We start from the raw sequence: 17192 nt of genomic DNA, 5'->3' as shown, positions 1-17192 counted from the left end.
CGCTCCACGGGCGCGGGTCGGGCCGGGCGGCGGCGGCCGGCAGGCGGTCGGGCGCGAGAGCGAGGCGCTGGCGGCCGGGCACCGGGAGAGCTGCGACGCGGAGCTGCCGATCGGGGCCAGCGCCATGGAGCGCCGGCACGGGTGCGCCACGGCGATCTCCGTCGCCTGGCGCTGCACGCCTTCGCCGCCCTCACCGAACTCGACCTGCGCGGCCACGAGATCGGCGAGGAGGGAGCGGAGGCCCTGCTCGCGGCGCCGTTCCCGGGCGCTTGTGCGGGTGCTGCCTTACGCTGCCGACGCTGCCGACGCTGCCGACGCTGCCGACGCTGCCGACGCTGCCGACGCTGCCGACGCTGCCGACGCCGGCGCGCGCCGACTCGGCGGCACGCGGGTTCAGAGCGTGCCCGCGCAGAGGGCCAGGCCGCGGTCCGTGAAGGGCCAGTAGATGTCCGTGCCCGGTGGGCATGTCTGCGGGTCGGCCAGCGGCTCCACGCCGGTGATGCGGTACATGCGGTTGTCGATCTCGGGGATCTCGGTGTTGCTGCACCGAGTCACGGACATGAAGCTCGCGGCGCTGTCCGAGGGCTGGTCGGCCGCGTAGAGGCCGGGGAAGCACTGCCCCGCGCGGAACTGCCGCGTGACGCAGACGGCGACGGCGAGATCGGTGTAGCTGCCGTTTCCGGGGTCGTAGTCGACGGGGAACTCGTCGCGGCCCTCGCCTCGTGGGCACACCGGGTCGGCGTTGGACTCGCTCCAGCGCAGCCCGGTCACCTTCACGTACGCGTTGTCCGCGCCGCAGGCCACGGGGTCCGGCTCCTCCGCTCCGGACCACGGGTCGAACATGGCCAGGTTGCGGTCGGCGGGCTGGCGGATGGCGAGGCAGTCGCCCTTCTCCACCCCGGCGATCTCGGTCCTGGGCGGGGTGGGGTCGGGGGCCGGGGTGCGCGGCGGCGCCCACGTCGGGTCCTGCGCGGCGGGCGTGCCCTCGGCCGGGGACGCGGGCGGGGCGGAGCCGCGCGGGCCGGGGGACTCGCCGGGCAGCCCGTTGATGAGGAGAGCGGCGACGATGCCGAGGCACAGCAGGCCCGCGAACGCGGCGATCCGGGCCGGCCCGCGGGCGGGCCGCGGCGGGGCGGTGGCGGCCCGTCCGCCGGGGGTACGGGCCGGGGCGGGCACCGTCGCGGCGGCGCCGGGGCCTTCGGGGCGGCGGGCGGGCCGGGAGGCGCCGGTGCGCAGGGGGAGGGTGCCGGTGCCCGTCGGGGGGTCGGCGGGCGGGGTGCGGGGCCCGTCCTTCGCGGCCCCGGCCGGCTCGGGCCGTTCTTCCGGCCCGTCGTCCTCGATCTGCGCGGCCTGTTCGATCTGCGCGGCCTGCTCGGCCTGCCCGGCCTGCCCGGACCGTCCGCCGGTCGGCCGGGCCGGTGCCGGCGGGGCGCTCGGGGGCGCCGGGCGGGCGTCCTCCAGCGCCGGTGCCGTCTCCGCCTCCGCCGCCGCGGCGGCACCCGCGCGCTCGTACCCCGCGATCCGCTCCAGCCACTCCCCCGGCAGCAGCCCGGCGCCGCCGACCCCGTCCGGCCGCCCGGCGACGCGGGCGGTCAGGGCCCGTAGCAGCTCCGGCACCGTGGGCCGGTCGGCCGGCGCCAGGCGGAGGCAGGGGCGTATCAGGTCGTCCGACTGCGGGGGCAGCCCGTCGAGTTCGACGCGCGCCTCCGACACCCTGACCAGCAGTTGCAGCGGCTCGCTCTCGGGGTACGGCGGGTGTCCGGTGGCCAGGTGGAAGAGGGTGGCGCCCAGCGCGTACACGTCGGACGCCGGCGTGCTCGGCTCGCCGCGCGCCTGCTCCGGCGAGGTGAAGGCGATGGTGCCCAGCGTGACCTGCGTCCTGGTGAGGTCGGTGGCGTGCGCAATGCCGAAGTCGACGACCTTCGGACCGGCCACGGGCAGCAGCACGTTCGACGGCTTGACGTCCCGGTGGACGACGCCCACGGCGTGCAGCGCGAGCAGCGCCTCGGCCACACCCGCGCCGACCCAGCCGATCGCCGCGGGGTCGTGCAGCAGCCCGCAGTCGCGGACCAGTTCGCCGAGCGACGGGGCGGCCACGTACTCCGTCGCCATCCACGGCACGGCCGCCTCCGGGTCCGCGCCGATGACCGCGGCGGTGTGGGCGCCGCCGGCCCGGCGGGCGAGCGCGATCTCGCGGGCGAACCGCGCGCGTTCCACCGCGCCCAGCGGCGCCGTCTCGGAGAGCAGGGTCTTCACCGCCACCGGCCGGCCGGCGGGCGATCGGGCGAGGTACACCTCGCCCATGCCGCCGCGGCCGAGGAGCCGCAGCACCTCGTACGGGCCGAACCGGTCGCCCCGGGCGGCCCCTTCGCCCGCGCTCACGCGATCACCTCCGTGCAGACGGCCCGGGTGCCGCTCTGCACCTTCCAGGCGTCGGCGCACACGCCGTCGTCCGCGGCGGAGGCCGGGTGCACGGCGGTCACCCGGGCCAGCCGTTCGAAGATCCGCGACGGGCTGCCGCCGGAGCAGTCGGTCTTGGACGCGAGGTTGGCGGCCCAGCGGCGGGAGGAGGAGACGGCGTACCCCTCGTCGCGCCTGCCGCCGACGTACTCGCGGACGGGGAAGCAGTCGCCGACCCGGAAGTTGCGGTCGAGGCAGAGCCCGGTGCCGTAGTCGAGCAGCGACCACTCCACGCTGTCCCGGCCCGAGGGGCAGCCGTCGGACGTGCCTTGGGACTTGCCGGTGACGCGGGTGGCGGCGCGCGGCGAGTCGCACGGCACCCTGTCGGGTGCGGCCTTCTCGGGTTCGAAGCCGATGACGGCGTAGTGGACGGTCAGGCAGTCGCCTTCGCGTACGGAGTCGATGAGCTCGGCGCTCGCCATGTCCTCCTTCGTTTCGAGTGCGGCGTACGGGTCCTCGGTGGCGCCGTCCGCGCCGGCCCCGCCGTCCGCGTCCTTCGCGCCGCCCGGGTCGGCCTCGTCGTCGGCGGGCTGGTCGCGGTCCGCCGCGCCGTCCGCGGCGGCCCCGTCGTCGGCGGTCGCCGGCGGGAGTTTGCGGCCGTCGTCGTCGGCCAGGGCGACGAGCGCGATCGAGGACGCGGCGACGGCGACGGCCGCGGCGGAGGCGACCAGCCACGTCAGCCGGCGACGGCGACGGCGCCCGGCCGGGGGCCGCGCGGGCGCCGGGGCGCCGGGCGCGTCCGGGGCGTCGTCGGGCAGCAGCGCCGCGGTACGCGCCACGTCACCGGCGCCCCGCGTCACGTCCGCGCCGCCCGGTTCCGTACCGGCCGCCGCAGCGCCGTCCGGTTCCGCGCCGGCCGCCTCCGTACCGTCCGGCTCCTCCCCCGCGACCCGCTCGCGCGCCTCGCGCGCCCGGATCGCCGCCAGCCACTGCGCCGGCAGCCAGTCCCCGCCGCCCGCCGCACCCGGCCGCGCCGCCAGCCGGGAGCCGAACTCGGCGACGACCGCCGCCGCGTCCGGCCGCTCCGCGGGCTCCGCCCGCAGGCACGGCAGCACCGCGTCGGCCAGCTCCGGCGGCAGCCCCGTGAGATCCTGCTCGGCCCTGGCCACGCGGGGCAGCAGCCGGAAGAAGTCGGTGGTGTCGGCGTACGGCGGGCGGCCGGTGACGAGGTAGAACACCGTGGCGCCCAGCGCGTACAGGTCGGCGGCAGGCGTGCTCGCCTCGCCGCGCGCCTGCTCCGGGGCGCTGAAGGCGACGCTGCCCAGGCTGACCGTGGTGCGCGTGAGGTCGGCCGGGCGCGAGATGCCGAAGTCGATGAGGCGCGGGCCGTCGAGGGGCAGCAGCACGTTCGACGGCTTCAGGTCGCGGTGCACGATCCCGCGGGCGTGCAGCGCAGCCAGCGCCTCCGCCGTGCCGGCCGCGACCCACAGCGCGGCGTCGGCGGGCAGCGGGCCGCGGGTGCGGACCAGTTCGGCGAGCGACGGGGCGGGCACGTACTCCGTCGCCATCCACGGGACCGCCGCCTCGGGGTCGGCGTCGATGACCGCCGCCGTGTACGCCCCGCTCACCCGGCGCGCGAGGGCGACCTCGCGGGCGAACCGGCGCCGCGCGTCGTCGGTGACCGGGCCGCCGGAGTCCACCGTCTTGACGGCCACCGGGCGGCCGGTGGCGGAGCGCGCCAGATACACCTGCCCCATGCCGCCGGCGCCGAGCCGTCTGACGATCCGGTACGGCCCGACCTCGGCCGGCTCGGCTGCCGGCACCCCGACCGGTGGCTCCCCCGTCATCCCCGGTACTCCCCCCAACTCGCCCCGGCGCAACGCCCGTCGGCGTACGCCGGGAGCAGGCTACCCGCGCCGCGCGGGCGCCGCCCCCGGACCGTACCTACCTCGGACGCCACCGCGCGGACCGGCGGTTGCGGGCCGGCTCCGGCCGCACACGACGGCCGCCACCCGAATCACAGGAGTGGGCGGCGGCCACCGGGGCCCCCCGCTCGCGGCGGGGCGGCCCACGGCCGTCAGTCGCAGAACTCGGCCTCCAGCACCGCGTCCTCCCCGGCCTGGCCGCCCCAGTCGCCGTTGCGGTTGAGGGTGAGCACGTGGCGCCCGTCGCGGGTGCCCGCCGCCCGGGACAGGGAGCCGGGCACCTGGCCGCCGTGGCCCCAGACGGTGACGCCGCAGGAGAGCCGGTCGGAGCGGATGCCCAGGCCGTACGCGGCGGTGGGTGCGCCGCTCGTGCGCGACTCCTCCGCGTCGATGGGCACGGTGGTGAGCATCTCCTTCAACTGCTCGCGGGCCAGCAGTTTCCCGCCCAGCAGGGCCCGGTAGAAGCGGTTCAGGTCGCGGGTGGAGGAGATGACCTGGCCGGCGGAGCCGGCGACGGAGGGGTTGAATTCGGTGACGTCGTACACGGGGGCGTCCGGGTCCTCCTCGTAGAGCTTGGAGTAGTGCCGGCCGTGGGGCCGCGGCACCGCGGCGGAGGAGCCGGGCACGGAGGTGGCCCGCAGCCCCAGCGGCTCGATGATCCACTGCTCGACCTGGGAGGCGTAGTCGTCGTCGGTGGCGCTCTCGATGACCATGCCGGCGAGGATGTAGTTGGTGTCGGAGTACTCCCAGCCCGTGCCCGGTTCGAAGAGCGGCGGGTGGGACAGGCCGATTGCGACCAGTTCTTCCGGGGTGGCCCCGTCGTAGCGGTGGACGAGGAAGGACTCGCCGGTGAACTTGGCGAGGAAGCCGTCGTCGCGGTTGTAGTTGAAGATCCCGCTGGTGTGGTTGAGCAGTTGGCGCACGGTGACCTTGCGGCCGTCGTTGCCGTTGCCGCGTACGACGCCGGGGAGCCAGCGCTCGACGGTGTCGTCGAGCGAGAGCACGCCCTCGGCGTCGAGCCGGAGCAGCACCGTGGCGGTGAACGTCTTCGTCAGGCTCCCCACCCGGAACCGGTCGCGGTCCCGGCGCGCCTCGCCCGTCGCCAGGTCGGCCACCCCCGCGTCGCCGGACCACCGGTCGCGCCCCTGGCGCACCGCGGCGAGCGCGCCGGGCGTGCCCTCGGCGACGATCGCGTCCAGCGCCGCCTGGGTGGTGTCGTGGTCCTTTGAGGCCGCGCCCCGCTCCCCCGCGTCGAGCGCGGCGGCGGGTGCGATGGCGCCCACCATCAGGGCCCCCGCCGCGGCGAGCAGCGCCCAGCGCCGCGCCGTCCCGGGCATGCCGTCGGTCATGTCTTCCCCCTGCCTCGACAGACCCGCGCCGGTCGGCGCGGGCCGTTGATCGCAGTCAACCGGCGAGCAGGCCCCCGGGCGTCAGGGATCACCCCCACCGGGCCCCGGACGCCACCCTCAGCCACCCCGGACTTGCATACCCCCCGGGGGTAATGTTATATCACTCCGACATACCCCCAAGGGGTATCAGTTCCTCAAGGAGGCGTACTGCCATGTCATCCGCCAAGCCCCGCCGCTGGTGGGCACTCCTGGTGCTCGCCACCGCGCAGTTCATGGTCATCATGGACACCTCGATCATCGGCGTCGCGCTCCCCGAGATGCAGCGTGACCTGGGCTTCTCACCGGGCGATCTCCAGTGGGTCTTCAACGCCCACGTCGTCGCCTTCGGCGGCCTGCTGCTCCTGGGCGGGCGGCTGTCCGACCTCTTCGGCGCCCGGCGCGTGTTCGTCACCGGATGGGGCGTGCTCATCGCCGGCTCCGTGGTCGCCGCGGCGGCGCAGAGCGCCTGGGTCGAGGTCGCCGGCCGCGCCGTACAGGGCGTCGGCGGGGCACTCATCGCGCCGTCCGCCATGACCCTGCTGATGATCCTCTTCAGCCACGACCCGCGGGAGCTGGGCAAGGCGCTCGCCCTCTACGGCGCCGCGGCACCGGCCGGCGGCACCGCCGGGGTGTTCCTCGGCGGCGTGTTCACCGAGTGGCTGAGCTGGCCGTGGATCTTCATCATCTACGTGCCCATCGGCATCGCCACCCTGCTCGCCACCGGCCTGCTGCCGTCCGTGCAGCCCCGCCGCGGCGGCGTGGACGTGCTCGGCGCCGGCGCCGTCACCGCCGGTCTTGCGCTCGCGGTCTTCGCCGTCGTCCGGGCCCCCGAGGAGGGCTGGGGCTCCGCCGGCACCGTCGTCCAACTGGCCGGCGCCGCCGCGCTGCTGGCGCTCTTCCTGGTGGTCCAGCGCACCTCGCGGTCGCCGCTGATGCCGCTGGGCGTCTGGCGGACGCCGCGGCTCGCGTCCGCGAACGTGGCCATGGCGCTGCTCGGCGCCGCCTGGATCCCGATGTGGTACTTCCTCAACCTCTACCTCCAGCAGGTGCTCGGCTACGGGGCCTTCGCCTCCGGCGCCGCGCTGCTGCCGATGACCGGGCTGCTGATGGTCGTCATGACCCTGCTGGCCGCGCGGCTGCTCGGCCGGTTCGGGCCCGGGCCGCTGCTGGTGGCCGGGCTGCTGACGCTGGCCGCGGGCCTGCTGTGGCTGTCGGCGGTCGAGCCGACCGGGTCGTTCGCGGTCGACGTCCTGCCCGCCTCGCTGGTCGCGGCGCTGGGCATGTCGCTGGCGTACATCCCGGGGCTGATGGCCGCCATGTCCGGCGTCCCGCAGGAGCAGGCGGGGCTCGCGTCCGGCATCGTCAACACCACGTACCAGGTGGGCTCCGCCCTCGGCCTCGCCGCGCTGACCGCGCTGGCCACCTCGCAGGGCGCCGACCGCCTCGGCGATCTGCCCGCGCTCACCGACGGGTACAGTGCCGCGTTCACCGGTGCCGCCGGGGTGGCGGCGGCGGGTGCGCTGCTGACCGCGGTGTTCATGGGCCGCCGCGGCAGCCGCCCGGAGGTCGCCACCGCCGGGGCGGGCGCCGCCGAGGAGGCGCGCCGCTGACGGACGGCCGCGCCGCGCCACCGGGGTGCGGGTCACGGGAGGCCGCCGCACGGCGGGCCCGTCACCCGCGCCCCGTACGCGTACTCGGGAGGGGTACCGGGCCGCGCGCAGTACAACTGACCGGGCGGCGGTGACCGGGCGGACACGGACCGTACCCGGCCCGGTCCCCGCCGCCGTACCCGACAGACACCGAGACCGAGACCTAGACCTAGACCTAGACCTAGACCTAGACCGACAGCAGACCGACACCGATATCGGCGAAGGGCCCCGCGCCCGCCGGGCACCCGGCCGCCGTCCGTGCCCGACCGCGAGGAGGACCCGTGCCCACCGACTCACGAGTGTTCGCCGAGGCCAGCCGCGTCCTGCGCTACACGATCGCCGGGATCGTGATGCTCGCCCTCGTCTACGTCGCCGGCGTCTTCGCCTGGGGCGGCGCGTCCTGGTCCACCGCGCCGTTCCGCGGCGAGGCCGAGGCCCGCAACCGCACCGTGGGCTCGGGCGAGTTCCGCATCTCCACGTACGAGGAGTTCTTCGACCTCTGCGCGGCGGTGGAGACGAAGGAGGACGAGATCGGTGCGCTGCGGGACGAGCTGGACACCGAGCCGTCCGCGTACCGCACCGAGCAGATCCACACCTCCCTGACCGCGCTCCGCGCCACGCGGTCCGAGCTGGTCAACGACTACAACGCCAAGTCCCGGCAGGAGCACCGCAAGGCGTTCAAGGACGCCGGGCTGCCTGCCGAGCTGAGCACCGACGCGAAGGAGACCTCGTGCGCCGCCTGACCCGGATCCTCACCGCCCTCGCCGCGACCGCCGTCCTGGGCTTCACCGCCGCGGCCTGTACGGACGACTCCTCCCAGGCCCAGGAGTCGCGGACCAAGCAGTCCGGCTACGACAGGCTGGTCAAGCGGCAGCCGGCGGAGGTGATGAAGTACTCGCCGACGCGGGAGACCATCAACAAGTGGGTCGACACCTGGGAGAAGCCGGGGAAGCTGTCGTACGTCTACCTCCAGAACGCCAACGGCGAGTACGGCTACTTCGTGCTCAAGGGGCTGCCGGTCTCGTACTGCGCCATGCTCACCCCGCCGGAGGAGACCGAGGGCTCCAGCGGCGGCGGCCTGGTGACGAAGACCGCGCCGAGTATGGACGGCGTCTACTACTCCGGCGGCCAGTGCAACGCGTACTACGGCATCGACGCCACCACCGGCGCGTACATGGAGTTCACCATCGGCAGCAACCAGAGCTTCTTCCTCTACGACCGGCCGATGTCCCTGCCGGAGTTCCGCGACGCGACTCCCCTGGGCCAGACGCGCCTTGAGGACGGCGAGATCACCCGGTAGGGGCCGGACGCGGTGATCACCGCCGTGAGCTGCGCGCGGTGAACGGGCAGGACTGAAACCGGCCGTTCGACCATCCCTCCCTGTCCGGGGGGCGCCACCCCAACGAGTGAACTGCCCGCTCCCCATTTCACGCTGGGTCTACGGTAGAACTACGTAGAGCTACATATGGTAATCATCCGATGAGGAGACCCATGACATCGCCCTGCGACCCCCGGTACGCGCCCGCCGGCGATGTGGGCGCCGCCCTCATGCTGATCGACTCCCAGCTCAAGGGCATCCGCGACGGCAGGACCGGGACCGACGCCGAGCAGCGGGCGCTCGTCGGCCAACTCACCGGCGGCATGGGCCCCAAGGGCGTCGACGACGTGCTGGACGGCACGTGCACGCTCATCTTCATGTTCATGAAGTGGCTGCGCATGGCCCACGAGTCGCAGGAGAAGGACGTCGTGGAGTACGTGGTGCCCAACCTGGTGGCCTCGCTGCGCATGATGCCCGCCAGCATCCGCCCCGAGACGATCCCCACCATGGCCGCCCTGCTCGTCGCCTCGGGCACCGGGCTGAGCCCCAGCCTGTGGCGGCGGCAGTTCGGCGACTGGTCCCGGGACGAGATGAACCCGCTGGAGGCGACCGCCCTGCTGCTCGCCGAGTACATCAACCGCCTCACCGACGACCCCGACTTCGCCACCCGCATGATCAGCGACACCTTCGCCGCCGCGGAAGACCACTGACCGGCCCGCCCCGCGGCTACCCCAACTGGTCGCGGCGGCGCGTCAGATAGGCGGTCTCTGCGGTGTTGCCCGCCAGCTCGACGGCCCTGTCGTACGCCGCGCGCGCCGCGCCGCCGCGGCCCAGCCGGCGCAGCAGGTCGGCGCGGGTGGCGTGGTAGGCGTGGTAGCCGGCGAGGCTGCCGGCCAGCCGGTCGACGCTCGCCAGCGCCACCTGGGGCCCGTCGATCTCGGCGACCGCGACGGCCCGGTTGAGGGCGACGATCGGCGAGGGATCGAGGCGTACGAGTTGGTCGTAGAGGGCGACGACCTGCGACCAGTCGGTGTCGCGCACGTCGGGGGCGGAGGTGTGCACGGCGTTGATCGCGGCGAGGATCTGGTAGCGCCCCGGGGCCTGTCCCGTGGCCAGCCGCTCGCGCACCAGCCGGTGGCCCTCGGCGACCAGGGCCGCGTCCCAGGATCCGCGGTCCTGTTCGCCGAGGGGCACGAGTTCGCCGCTCGCCGAGACACGCGCGGGGCGGCGGGCCTCGGTGAGGAGCATCAGCGCCAGCAGCCCGGCGACCTCGCCGTCCGCGGGGAGCAGGGCGCGGACCAGGCGGGTCAGGCGGATCGCCTCGGCGGTCAGGTCGCGGCGTACGGGACCGGCGCCGGAACCGGTCGGCAGATAGCCCTCGTTGAAGACCAGGTAGAGCACGGCGAGAACGCCGGAGACCCGCGCCGGCAGATCCTCCGCGGCCGGCACCCGGTAAGGGATGCGCGCCGCCTTGATCTTGGCCTTCGCGCGGGTGATCCGCTGCCCCATCGCGGACTCCTGCACCAGGAACGCGCGGGCGATCTCGGGCACGGTCAGCCCGCCGACCATGCGCAGCGTCAGCGCCACCCGGGTCTCCGGCGCGAGCGCCGGGTGGCAGCAGGTGAAGATCAGCCGGAGCCGGTCGTCGTCGACGGCGCCGACCGGTTCCAGCGGGGTGTCGTCGTGCAGCATCCGGGCCTCCCGCTGCCTGTCGTCGCGCTTGCTCTCGCGCCGGATCCGGTCGATGGCCTTGCGGGTGGCGGTGGTGCTGAGCCAGCCGCCGGGGTTCGGCGGCACGCCGTCGGCGGGCCAGCGCTCGACGGCGGCGGCGAACGCCTCGGCCGCCGCCTCCTCGGCGGTGTCAAGGTCGCCGAAGCGCCGGGTGAGCGCGGCGACGATACGCGCCCAATCGGCGCGGTGCGCGCGGGCGACCGCCTCCCGTACGTCGGCGCCGCTCACAGGAACGGCCGTACCTCGACCCGGCGGTTGCAGTGCTTCGACCCCTCGGCGGCGAGCGCGAGCGCGACGTCGAGGTCGGGCGCCTCGATGACCCAGAAGCCCGCGAGGAACTCCTTGGACTCCAGGAACGGCCCGTCGGTGAACAGCGCCTGCTCGCCCCGGTTGTCGATGACGGTGGCCGTGTCGGGCGCGGCGAGGCCGCCGGCGAAGACCCAGTTGCCTGCGGCCTGGAGCCGGTCGTTGAAGCTGTGGATGGCGGTCATCTCCTCCTCGGTGGCGGAGGCGGTCCTGTCGTCGATCACGGAAACCAGGTACTGCATCTCGGGTCCTCTCCTGCGTGCGGGCCGCCCGGGGGGCGGTCGTTCGGTGCGGCGGGCCGTCCCCGGTCGCGTACGACGGCCGGGGACGGCGGTCGGGGACGGCGCCCGTCGCTACGCGTCCCGGCCCGGGCCGACGTTCTCGCCGGCGTACTCCGGGCGCCCGGAGGGCCGGTACACCTGGCCCGTGATACCACCCGGGAAGACCCGGTGGTCGACCAGGTCGAGCGCCGCGTCCGGGCCGTCGGCGGGAAACAGCCGCCGCCCCTGGCCGACGACCACGGGGTAGGTCAGCAGGGTGATCTCGTCGACCAGGCCGTTCGCCAGCAGGGAGCGGACCAGCTTGCCGCTGCCGTGCACCTGCACCTCGCCGTCGCCGGCGGCCTTCAGCTCCCGTACGGCGGACACCGGATCGCCGGACAGGACGTGCGTGCCCGCCCACCGCGGGTCGGTGAGCGTGTTCGACACCACGTACTTGGTCTGCCGGTTCAGGGGCCCGCCGATCGGGTTGGTCTCGGGGTCGGGCAGCACGCCCCAGGAGCCGGCGAAGACTTCGTACGTCCAGCGGCCGAAGAGGAAGGCGTCGGCGCGCCCGTAGATCTCGCCGAGGTACGTCTCGACCTCGCCCACGAAGAGCGGCAGCGCCCAGCCGCCCCGCTCGAACCCGCTCCTGCGGTCCTCGTCCGACCCGCCGAGGCCCTGCATCACTCCGTCGACGGAAACGTTGGTGACGGTCGTCAGCTTCATGATCGTTCCTTTCTCCGGACGCCCCTCGCGGGCGCCCTCTCACCTCTTCCACGAACGCCGCCGCCCGGATCCGACACCCATCCCGTCGTGGCTTGACGAAAAGTGACGCTACCGGCGTGATCGCCACTCCCCGCGCAGGTACGAGCTCGGGGCGCCACCCCGGTTCCGGGGCTAACCGGGCATGGAGACGACCGGTGTACCGTCGTAAAAGAGGCTCACCGCCCACAACGCGGCGGCGGGCACGGGGGGTTGGTGGGTACGCATGGGGAGTCGGCCGACCGATTGGCATGTGCTCGATCTGGATGACGACCCCACGCCGGGGGATCCGGAGCGGGTCAGGCAGCTCGCGCGGGAGTTGCACGACTTCGCGGACGACGTGGCGGACGCGCTGCGGCAGATCAAGGGCATGGCCGGTGAGGATGCGCTGCTCCGCTGGGCGGGGAAGACGGCGAAGGCGTTCCAGGACGAGTTCGAAGAGGTCCCCAAGAACCTCAGGAAACTCCAGCGCTCCTACGACCTGGCGGGCGATGCCCTTGCCGCGTACTGGCCGAAGCTGGAGCGGGCGCAGTCCCTCGCCGACAAGGCCCTCGCCAAGGGGCGCGAAGCGCAGAGCGACCTGACCGCCGCCAACGGACGGCTGGATTCCGCCAATTCCTGGGTCGAGCGGGCGACGGACAAGACCAAGGAGTACGACGAGAAGGAGGGCAAGGAGAAGCCCGACGAGTCCGAGGTGCGGGCCGCCACCCGTAACGCGACGGACGCCAAGTCCGCGCAGTCCTCCGCCCAGACCGCCGTCGACAACGCGCAGGGCAGGCTCGAAGCGGCGAAGAAGATGGCCGCCGACGCCAGGAAGATGCGCGAGGACGCCGCCTCCGAGGCCAAGGACAAGCTGGAGGACGCCTCCGACGCCGGGATCCAGAACCGCAAGTGGTGGGAGAAGGCGGTCGACTGGGTCAAGGACAACTGGGACACCATCGTCACCGTCTGCAAAGTCATCGTCGCCGTCCTCGGCATCGTCGTCCTCATCATCGGCGGCCCCCTCGCCTGGGTCGTCCTCGCCGCCGCCCTCGTCGTCCTCGCCGACACCCTCGTGAAGTACATGAACGGCGAAGCGTCCCTGTGGGACGTCGCCTTCGCCGCCCTCGACTGCATCCCCGGCCTGAAGGGCCTCACCACCCTCGGCGGCCTCGCCAAGGGCCTCAAGGGCGGGCTGAACGCGCTCAAGGGTCTGAAGTCGATGAAGTCCGCCGTCCTCGGGCTCGCCAAGCGCGGCGGCGACATGCTCGCCAACGGCGCCAAGGGCGCGTACAACCGCCTCAAGAACGTCATCCGCGGCTGCGGCGACCCCGTCGACATGGCGACGGGAAAGATGTTCCTGACGCAGACCGACGTCGAACTGCCGGGCGCGCTGCCGCTGGTGTTCACCCGCCGGGCGGAGTCGGGCTACCTGGCCGGCCGCTGGTTCGGCCCCACCTGGACCTCCACCGCCGACCAGCGGCTGGAGACCGAGGACGACGGCGTCGTCTTCGTCTCCGAGGACGGGCTGCTGCTGAAGTACCCGCATCCCGCCGGGACCGACGAGGACGTCCTGCCCGAGGCCGGGCCCCGCTGGCCGCTGCGGCGGCTGGCGGGCGGCGGCTACCGCCTCACCGATCCCGCCGGCGGCCACACCCGCAGCTTCGCGCCGCCCGCGGACGACGACGTCCTCGGCCCCGGCGTGGCCCGTATCGAGCAGGTGTCGGACCGCGACGGCCACACCCTCGACTTCGACTACGACGAGAGCGGCGCCCCGGCCGGCATCCGCCACTCCGGCGGCTACCACCTCAAGGTCACCACCGCCGGGGACCGCATCACCGCGCTGTCCGTCGCCCGTGCCGCCGACGACGGCGCCGACGTCACCGTCAAGAGCTTCGCCTACGACGAGGACGGCAACCTCACCGAGGACGTCAACTCCTCGGGCCTGCCGCTGGTCTTCACCTACGACGAGCGGCTGCGCATCACCTCGTGGACCGACCGCAACAGCCGCCGCTACACGTACACGTACGACGAGCACGACCGCTGTGTCGCGCAGCGCGGCGAGTCCGGCGTCCTCGCCCTCGTCCTCGCCTACGACGGCGCCGACCCCGCGTGGCCGGGCGCGCGCATCACCACGCTCACCACACCGGAAGGCGCCGCCACGCGCTTCGTGATCGACGAGGACACCCAGGTCGTCGCCGAGATCGACGCGGTCGGGGCGGTCTCGCGCACCGAGTACGACGCGCACCACCACGTCGTCTCCGAGACCGACCCCCTCGGCCACACCACCCGCTACACCAACGACCCGGGCGGCCGGCCGACCCGGGTGGTGCACCCGGACGGCACCGAGTCGGAGCTGACGTACACCGGTCTCGGCAGGCTCGCCTCGCTGCGGCTCACCGACGGCGCCGCCTGGCTCTGGCGGTACGACGCCGAGGGCCACTGCACGTCGGTCACCGACCCCGCGGGCGCCGTCACGCACTACACGTACGACGAGTTCGGCCATCTCGCCGGGATCACCGATCCGCTGGGCCAGACGACGAGCGTGAAGTGCGACGCCGCGGGGCTGCCCCTGGTCATCGCCACGTCCGCCGGCCGCATCGTCCGCCGCCACGACGCCTTCGGCCGGGTGGCCGCGGTGACGGACCAGTACGGCGGCGTCACCCGGCTGCGGTGGACGGTGGAGGGCAAGCTCGCCGCCCGCACCGGGCCGGACGGCGCGCGGGAGACCTGGGAGTACGACGGCGAGGGCAACCGCGTCGGGCACCGCGACGCGCAGGGCGGCGCCACCCGCTACGAGTACACCCACTTCGACCTCCTCGCCGCCCGCACCAACCCGGACGGGGCGACGTACCGCTACACCTACGACCCCCTGCTGCGGCTCACCGCGGTGGCCGACCCCGAGGGCCGTCAGTGGACGTACGAGTACGACCCGGCCGGGAACCTCACCGCCGAGACCGACTTCCACGGCGTGCGCATCGCCTACGGCCACGACGCGGCGGGCCGGATGTCCTCGCGGACCAACCCGCTCGGCCAGACCGTGGAGTTCGAGCGGGACTGGACCGGCCAGATCGTGGCCAAGCGCGTCGGCGGCGCCGCCACGACGTTCGCGCACGACCCGCTCGGCAGGCTGCTGCGGGCCACCTCCCCCGGCTGCGACCTGCGGCGCACCCACGACGTACTGGGCCGGCTGACCGCCGAGACGGTCAACGGCCGGACGCTGACCCTCGCGCACGACGCGATCGGGCGGCCCACGGAGCGCGTCACGCCCGGCGGCAGGCGTACCCGCTACGGCTACGACGAGACCGGGCAGCGCACCGCGGTGGACTTCGCCGGGCACGTCATCCGCTCGGCCTTCGACGCCGCGGGCCGGGAGACGACGCGGGCGATCGACGGCGCCCTCCTCCTGGACAACGTCTGGGACGCGGCCGGCCGCCTCGGCGAGCAGCGGGTGCGCACCCCCGCCGACGACGTGCTGCGGCGCCGGTACGCCTACCGCGGTGACGGGCACCTCGTGCACGTCGAGGACGACGACCGGGGCTCCCGCCGCTTCCGGCTCGACCCCGTCGGCCGGATCACCGGCGTCGAGGCCGCCGGCTGGCGCGAGGAGTACGCCTACGACGCCGCCGGGAACCAGACGCGGGCGTCCTGGCCCGAGCAGTGGGACCCCGACGCCCAGGGGGCCCGCGAGCTGGACGGCGGCCGGCTCGTCGGCGCGGGCCGGGTGCGCTACACGTACGACGCCGCCGGGCGCGTCACCGTACGCACCAGGACCCGCCTGTCGCGCAAGCCGGAGGTCTGGCGCTACGAGTGGGACGCCGAGGACCGGATCACCGCCGTCACCACCCCCGACGGCATCGTCTGGCGCTACCTCTACGACCCGTTCGGCCGCCGCCTCGCCAAGCGGCGGATGACGCCGGACGGCTCCGTGGTCGCGGAGGAGATCCTGTTCACCTGGGACGAGAACACCCTGGTGGAGCAGACCACGGTGACCGCGGGGCAGTCCCACCACACCACGCTGACCTGGGAGTACGACGGGCTCCAGCCCGTCGCGCAGGCGGAGCGGCTGACGGACGCCGCCACGCAGGAGGAGATCGACTCCCGCTTCTTCGCCATCGTCACCGACCTCGTCGGGGCCCCGACCGAACTGGTCGACCCGCGCGGGGAGGTCGCGTGGCGGGCCCGGCGCACCGTCTGGGGCCACACCCGCTGGCCGGCCGACTCCGCCGGCTACACGCCGCTGCGCTTCCCGGGTCAGTACTTCGATCCGGAGACGGGTCTCCACTACAACTGCCAGCGGTACTACGACCCGGACACCGCCCGCTACGCGAGCCCCGACCCCCTCGGGCTCACCCCGGCGCCCAACCCGTACGCCTACGTCCACAACCCCCACACGTGGTTCGACCCGCTGGGCCTCACCCCCTGCTTCATCGGCCCGCTCGACCACGTCGCCCTCGGCCGCAGCGTGCGCGGCGGACTCCAGGTCCAGGACTTCGCCCAAGTGGTGCAGGCCCGGCACTTCATGGACCCGGCGTTCGCCGCCACCTGGCAGGACGAGGTGGTCAACGCCATCGCCCGGGTGGGCCGCGGCGAGGGCCGCATCTCCTTCATGCTCGACGGCCTGCCCGCCGCGGGCGGCGGCCCGGCGCGCGCGCTGAACAGGGCGCTCACCGACGCGGGCGGCCTGCACCTGGCGGACGACGCGTTCGCCAGCGGGCGCATCTTCGCGACCCAGTGGGAGCTGATCCAGGTCCACAGGGCCGGGCTGATGGATAAGGTCGACTTCTACCGCTGGAACAGGAAGTTCGACGAATGGAGGCCCGTTACGTGACGACGGAACGACGGGAAGAAGCGGAGCCCGACTTCCGGGACGACCGTCACTTCGGGCTGCTGGTCTACCGCCCCAACTACCCCTGCGCGGTCTTCCGCGGCACTCCGCCGCTGGAGGACCTCGACGTGGACGACACCCTCGTCGTACGGGACATCCTCTTCTCCGACCTGTGGCGGATCTCCAGTTGGAACGACCTCGGCCCCGTCCACCTGCGCAGGGCCGCGCCGGCGGAGCGGGAGACGCTGGCGGGGCGGCTCGGGGAGATCCGGGCGGGGCACGGGATCTACCTGCTGGAGTCCGGGTCGCTGGAGACGTACGTCATCGCCGGCGGCGTCACCTGGGCCGACTACGAGCTGGACTCGCCCCTCCAGGACACCCCGCTGCTCGCCCGCGCCGCGGACCGCCGGCCGCCGGTCGACGGCGTCATCCGCCACGCGCGCTGACGGACCGGCCGCCCCGCCCCACCGGCGCGGTGCGGAGGAGGGCCAGGGCCTGAGCATCGCGGAGATCGCCGGCCGCCTCGATGTCTCCGGGCACGCCGTGAAGAGCCACGTCGGCCGCCTCCCGGCCGGGACCGGCTGCCGCGACCGCGCGCAGGCCGCGCCCCCGGCCCGCCGCATCGGCCGCCGCGGAGCGGGCTTCG

Annotated in this window: 12 protein-coding genes; 6 read left to right on the top strand and 6 right to left on the bottom strand. The window is 74.3% G+C overall.

The features are described from left to right. Positions 1 to 393 precede the first annotated feature (393 nt). The 3 genes from QBL21_RS13495 to QBL21_RS13485 all read right to left on the bottom strand — a co-directional run bounded on the left by QBL21_RS13495 (position 394) and on the right by QBL21_RS13485 (position 5674). Positions 394 to 2382 carry a protein kinase domain-containing protein gene (locus QBL21_RS13495; RefSeq protein WP_407562403.1) on the bottom strand — a complete coding sequence of 663 codons (1989 nt, stop codon included), beginning with the start codon at positions 2380 to 2382 and terminating at the stop codon, positions 394 to 396. Next, complete coding sequence (locus tag QBL21_RS13490; RefSeq protein WP_407562402.1) at positions 2379 to 4247, bottom strand: serine/threonine-protein kinase; 1869 nt, start codon at positions 4245 to 4247, stop codon at positions 2379 to 2381. The genes QBL21_RS13495 and QBL21_RS13490 overlap by 4 nt, the downstream gene beginning before the upstream one ends. Positions 4248 to 4477: 230 nt before the next feature. Next, a complete protein-coding gene (locus QBL21_RS13485; RefSeq protein ID WP_407562401.1) occupies positions 4478 to 5674 on the bottom strand; it encodes a serine hydrolase domain-containing protein in 1197 nt (398 codons plus the stop codon). 212 nt (positions 5675 to 5886) lie between these two features. Between QBL21_RS13485 and QBL21_RS13480 the strand changes: the two genes are divergently transcribed. The 4 genes from QBL21_RS13480 to QBL21_RS13465 all read left to right on the top strand — a co-directional run bounded on the left by QBL21_RS13480 (position 5887) and on the right by QBL21_RS13465 (position 9390). Continuing rightward, positions 5887 to 7323 carry an MFS transporter gene (locus QBL21_RS13480; protein ID WP_407562400.1) on the top strand — a complete coding sequence of 479 codons (1437 nt, stop codon included), beginning with the start codon at positions 5887 to 5889 and terminating at the stop codon, positions 7321 to 7323. A gap of 320 nt (positions 7324 to 7643) precedes the next feature. After that, on the top strand, positions 7644 to 8105 hold the full coding sequence (locus QBL21_RS13475) for a hypothetical protein (protein WP_407562399.1): 462 nt from the start codon (positions 7644 to 7646) through the stop codon (positions 8103 to 8105). Continuing rightward, a complete protein-coding gene (locus QBL21_RS13470; RefSeq protein WP_407562398.1) occupies positions 8093 to 8662 on the top strand; it encodes a hypothetical protein in 570 nt (189 codons plus the stop codon). Before QBL21_RS13475 ends, QBL21_RS13470 begins: the two co-directional genes overlap by 13 nt. A 191-nt stretch (positions 8663 to 8853) precedes the next feature. Further along, on the top strand, positions 8854 to 9390 hold the full coding sequence (locus tag QBL21_RS13465; RefSeq protein WP_407562397.1) for a hypothetical protein: 537 nt from the start codon (positions 8854 to 8856) through the stop codon (positions 9388 to 9390). A 16-nt stretch (positions 9391 to 9406) separates the two neighbouring features. On the opposite strand, the gene QBL21_RS13460 is transcribed toward QBL21_RS13465, so the two are convergent. The 3 genes from QBL21_RS13460 to QBL21_RS13450 all read right to left on the bottom strand — a co-directional run bounded on the left by QBL21_RS13460 (position 9407) and on the right by QBL21_RS13450 (position 11703). Continuing rightward, positions 9407 to 10639, bottom strand: coding sequence for an RNA polymerase sigma factor (locus QBL21_RS13460; protein WP_407562396.1), 1233 nt, complete (start codon positions 10637 to 10639; stop codon positions 9407 to 9409). Next, positions 10636 to 10959, bottom strand: a complete 324-nt coding sequence (locus QBL21_RS13455) for a YciI family protein (protein WP_407562395.1) — start codon at positions 10957 to 10959, stop codon at positions 10636 to 10638. The genes QBL21_RS13460 and QBL21_RS13455 overlap by 4 nt, the downstream gene beginning before the upstream one ends. 111 nt (positions 10960 to 11070) lie before the next feature. After that, a complete protein-coding gene (locus tag QBL21_RS13450; RefSeq protein ID WP_407562394.1) occupies positions 11071 to 11703 on the bottom strand; it encodes a dihydrofolate reductase family protein in 633 nt (210 codons plus the stop codon). Positions 11704 to 11992: 289 nt separating this feature from the next. On the opposite strand from QBL21_RS13450, the gene QBL21_RS13445 reads away from it, so the two are divergent. After that, on the top strand, positions 11993 to 16549 hold the full coding sequence (locus tag QBL21_RS13445) for an RHS repeat-associated core domain-containing protein (RefSeq protein ID WP_407562393.1): 4557 nt from the start codon (positions 11993 to 11995) through the stop codon (positions 16547 to 16549). Beyond that, the gene (locus QBL21_RS13440) at positions 16546 to 16992 is read left to right on the top strand and encodes a hypothetical protein (protein ID WP_407562392.1); all 447 of its coding nucleotides are present in this window, start codon (positions 16546 to 16548) and stop codon (positions 16990 to 16992) included. Before QBL21_RS13445 ends, QBL21_RS13440 begins: the two co-directional genes overlap by 4 nt. Positions 16993 to 17192 lie beyond the last annotated feature (200 nt).

This window comes from Streptomyces sp. 184 (assembly GCF_045781775.1).
Taxonomy (GTDB): Bacteria; Actinomycetota; Actinomycetes; order Streptomycetales; family Streptomycetaceae; genus Streptomyces.
The sequence above is the reverse complement of the archived record's forward strand: the minus strand, read 5'-3'. Positions and strand labels throughout refer to the sequence as shown.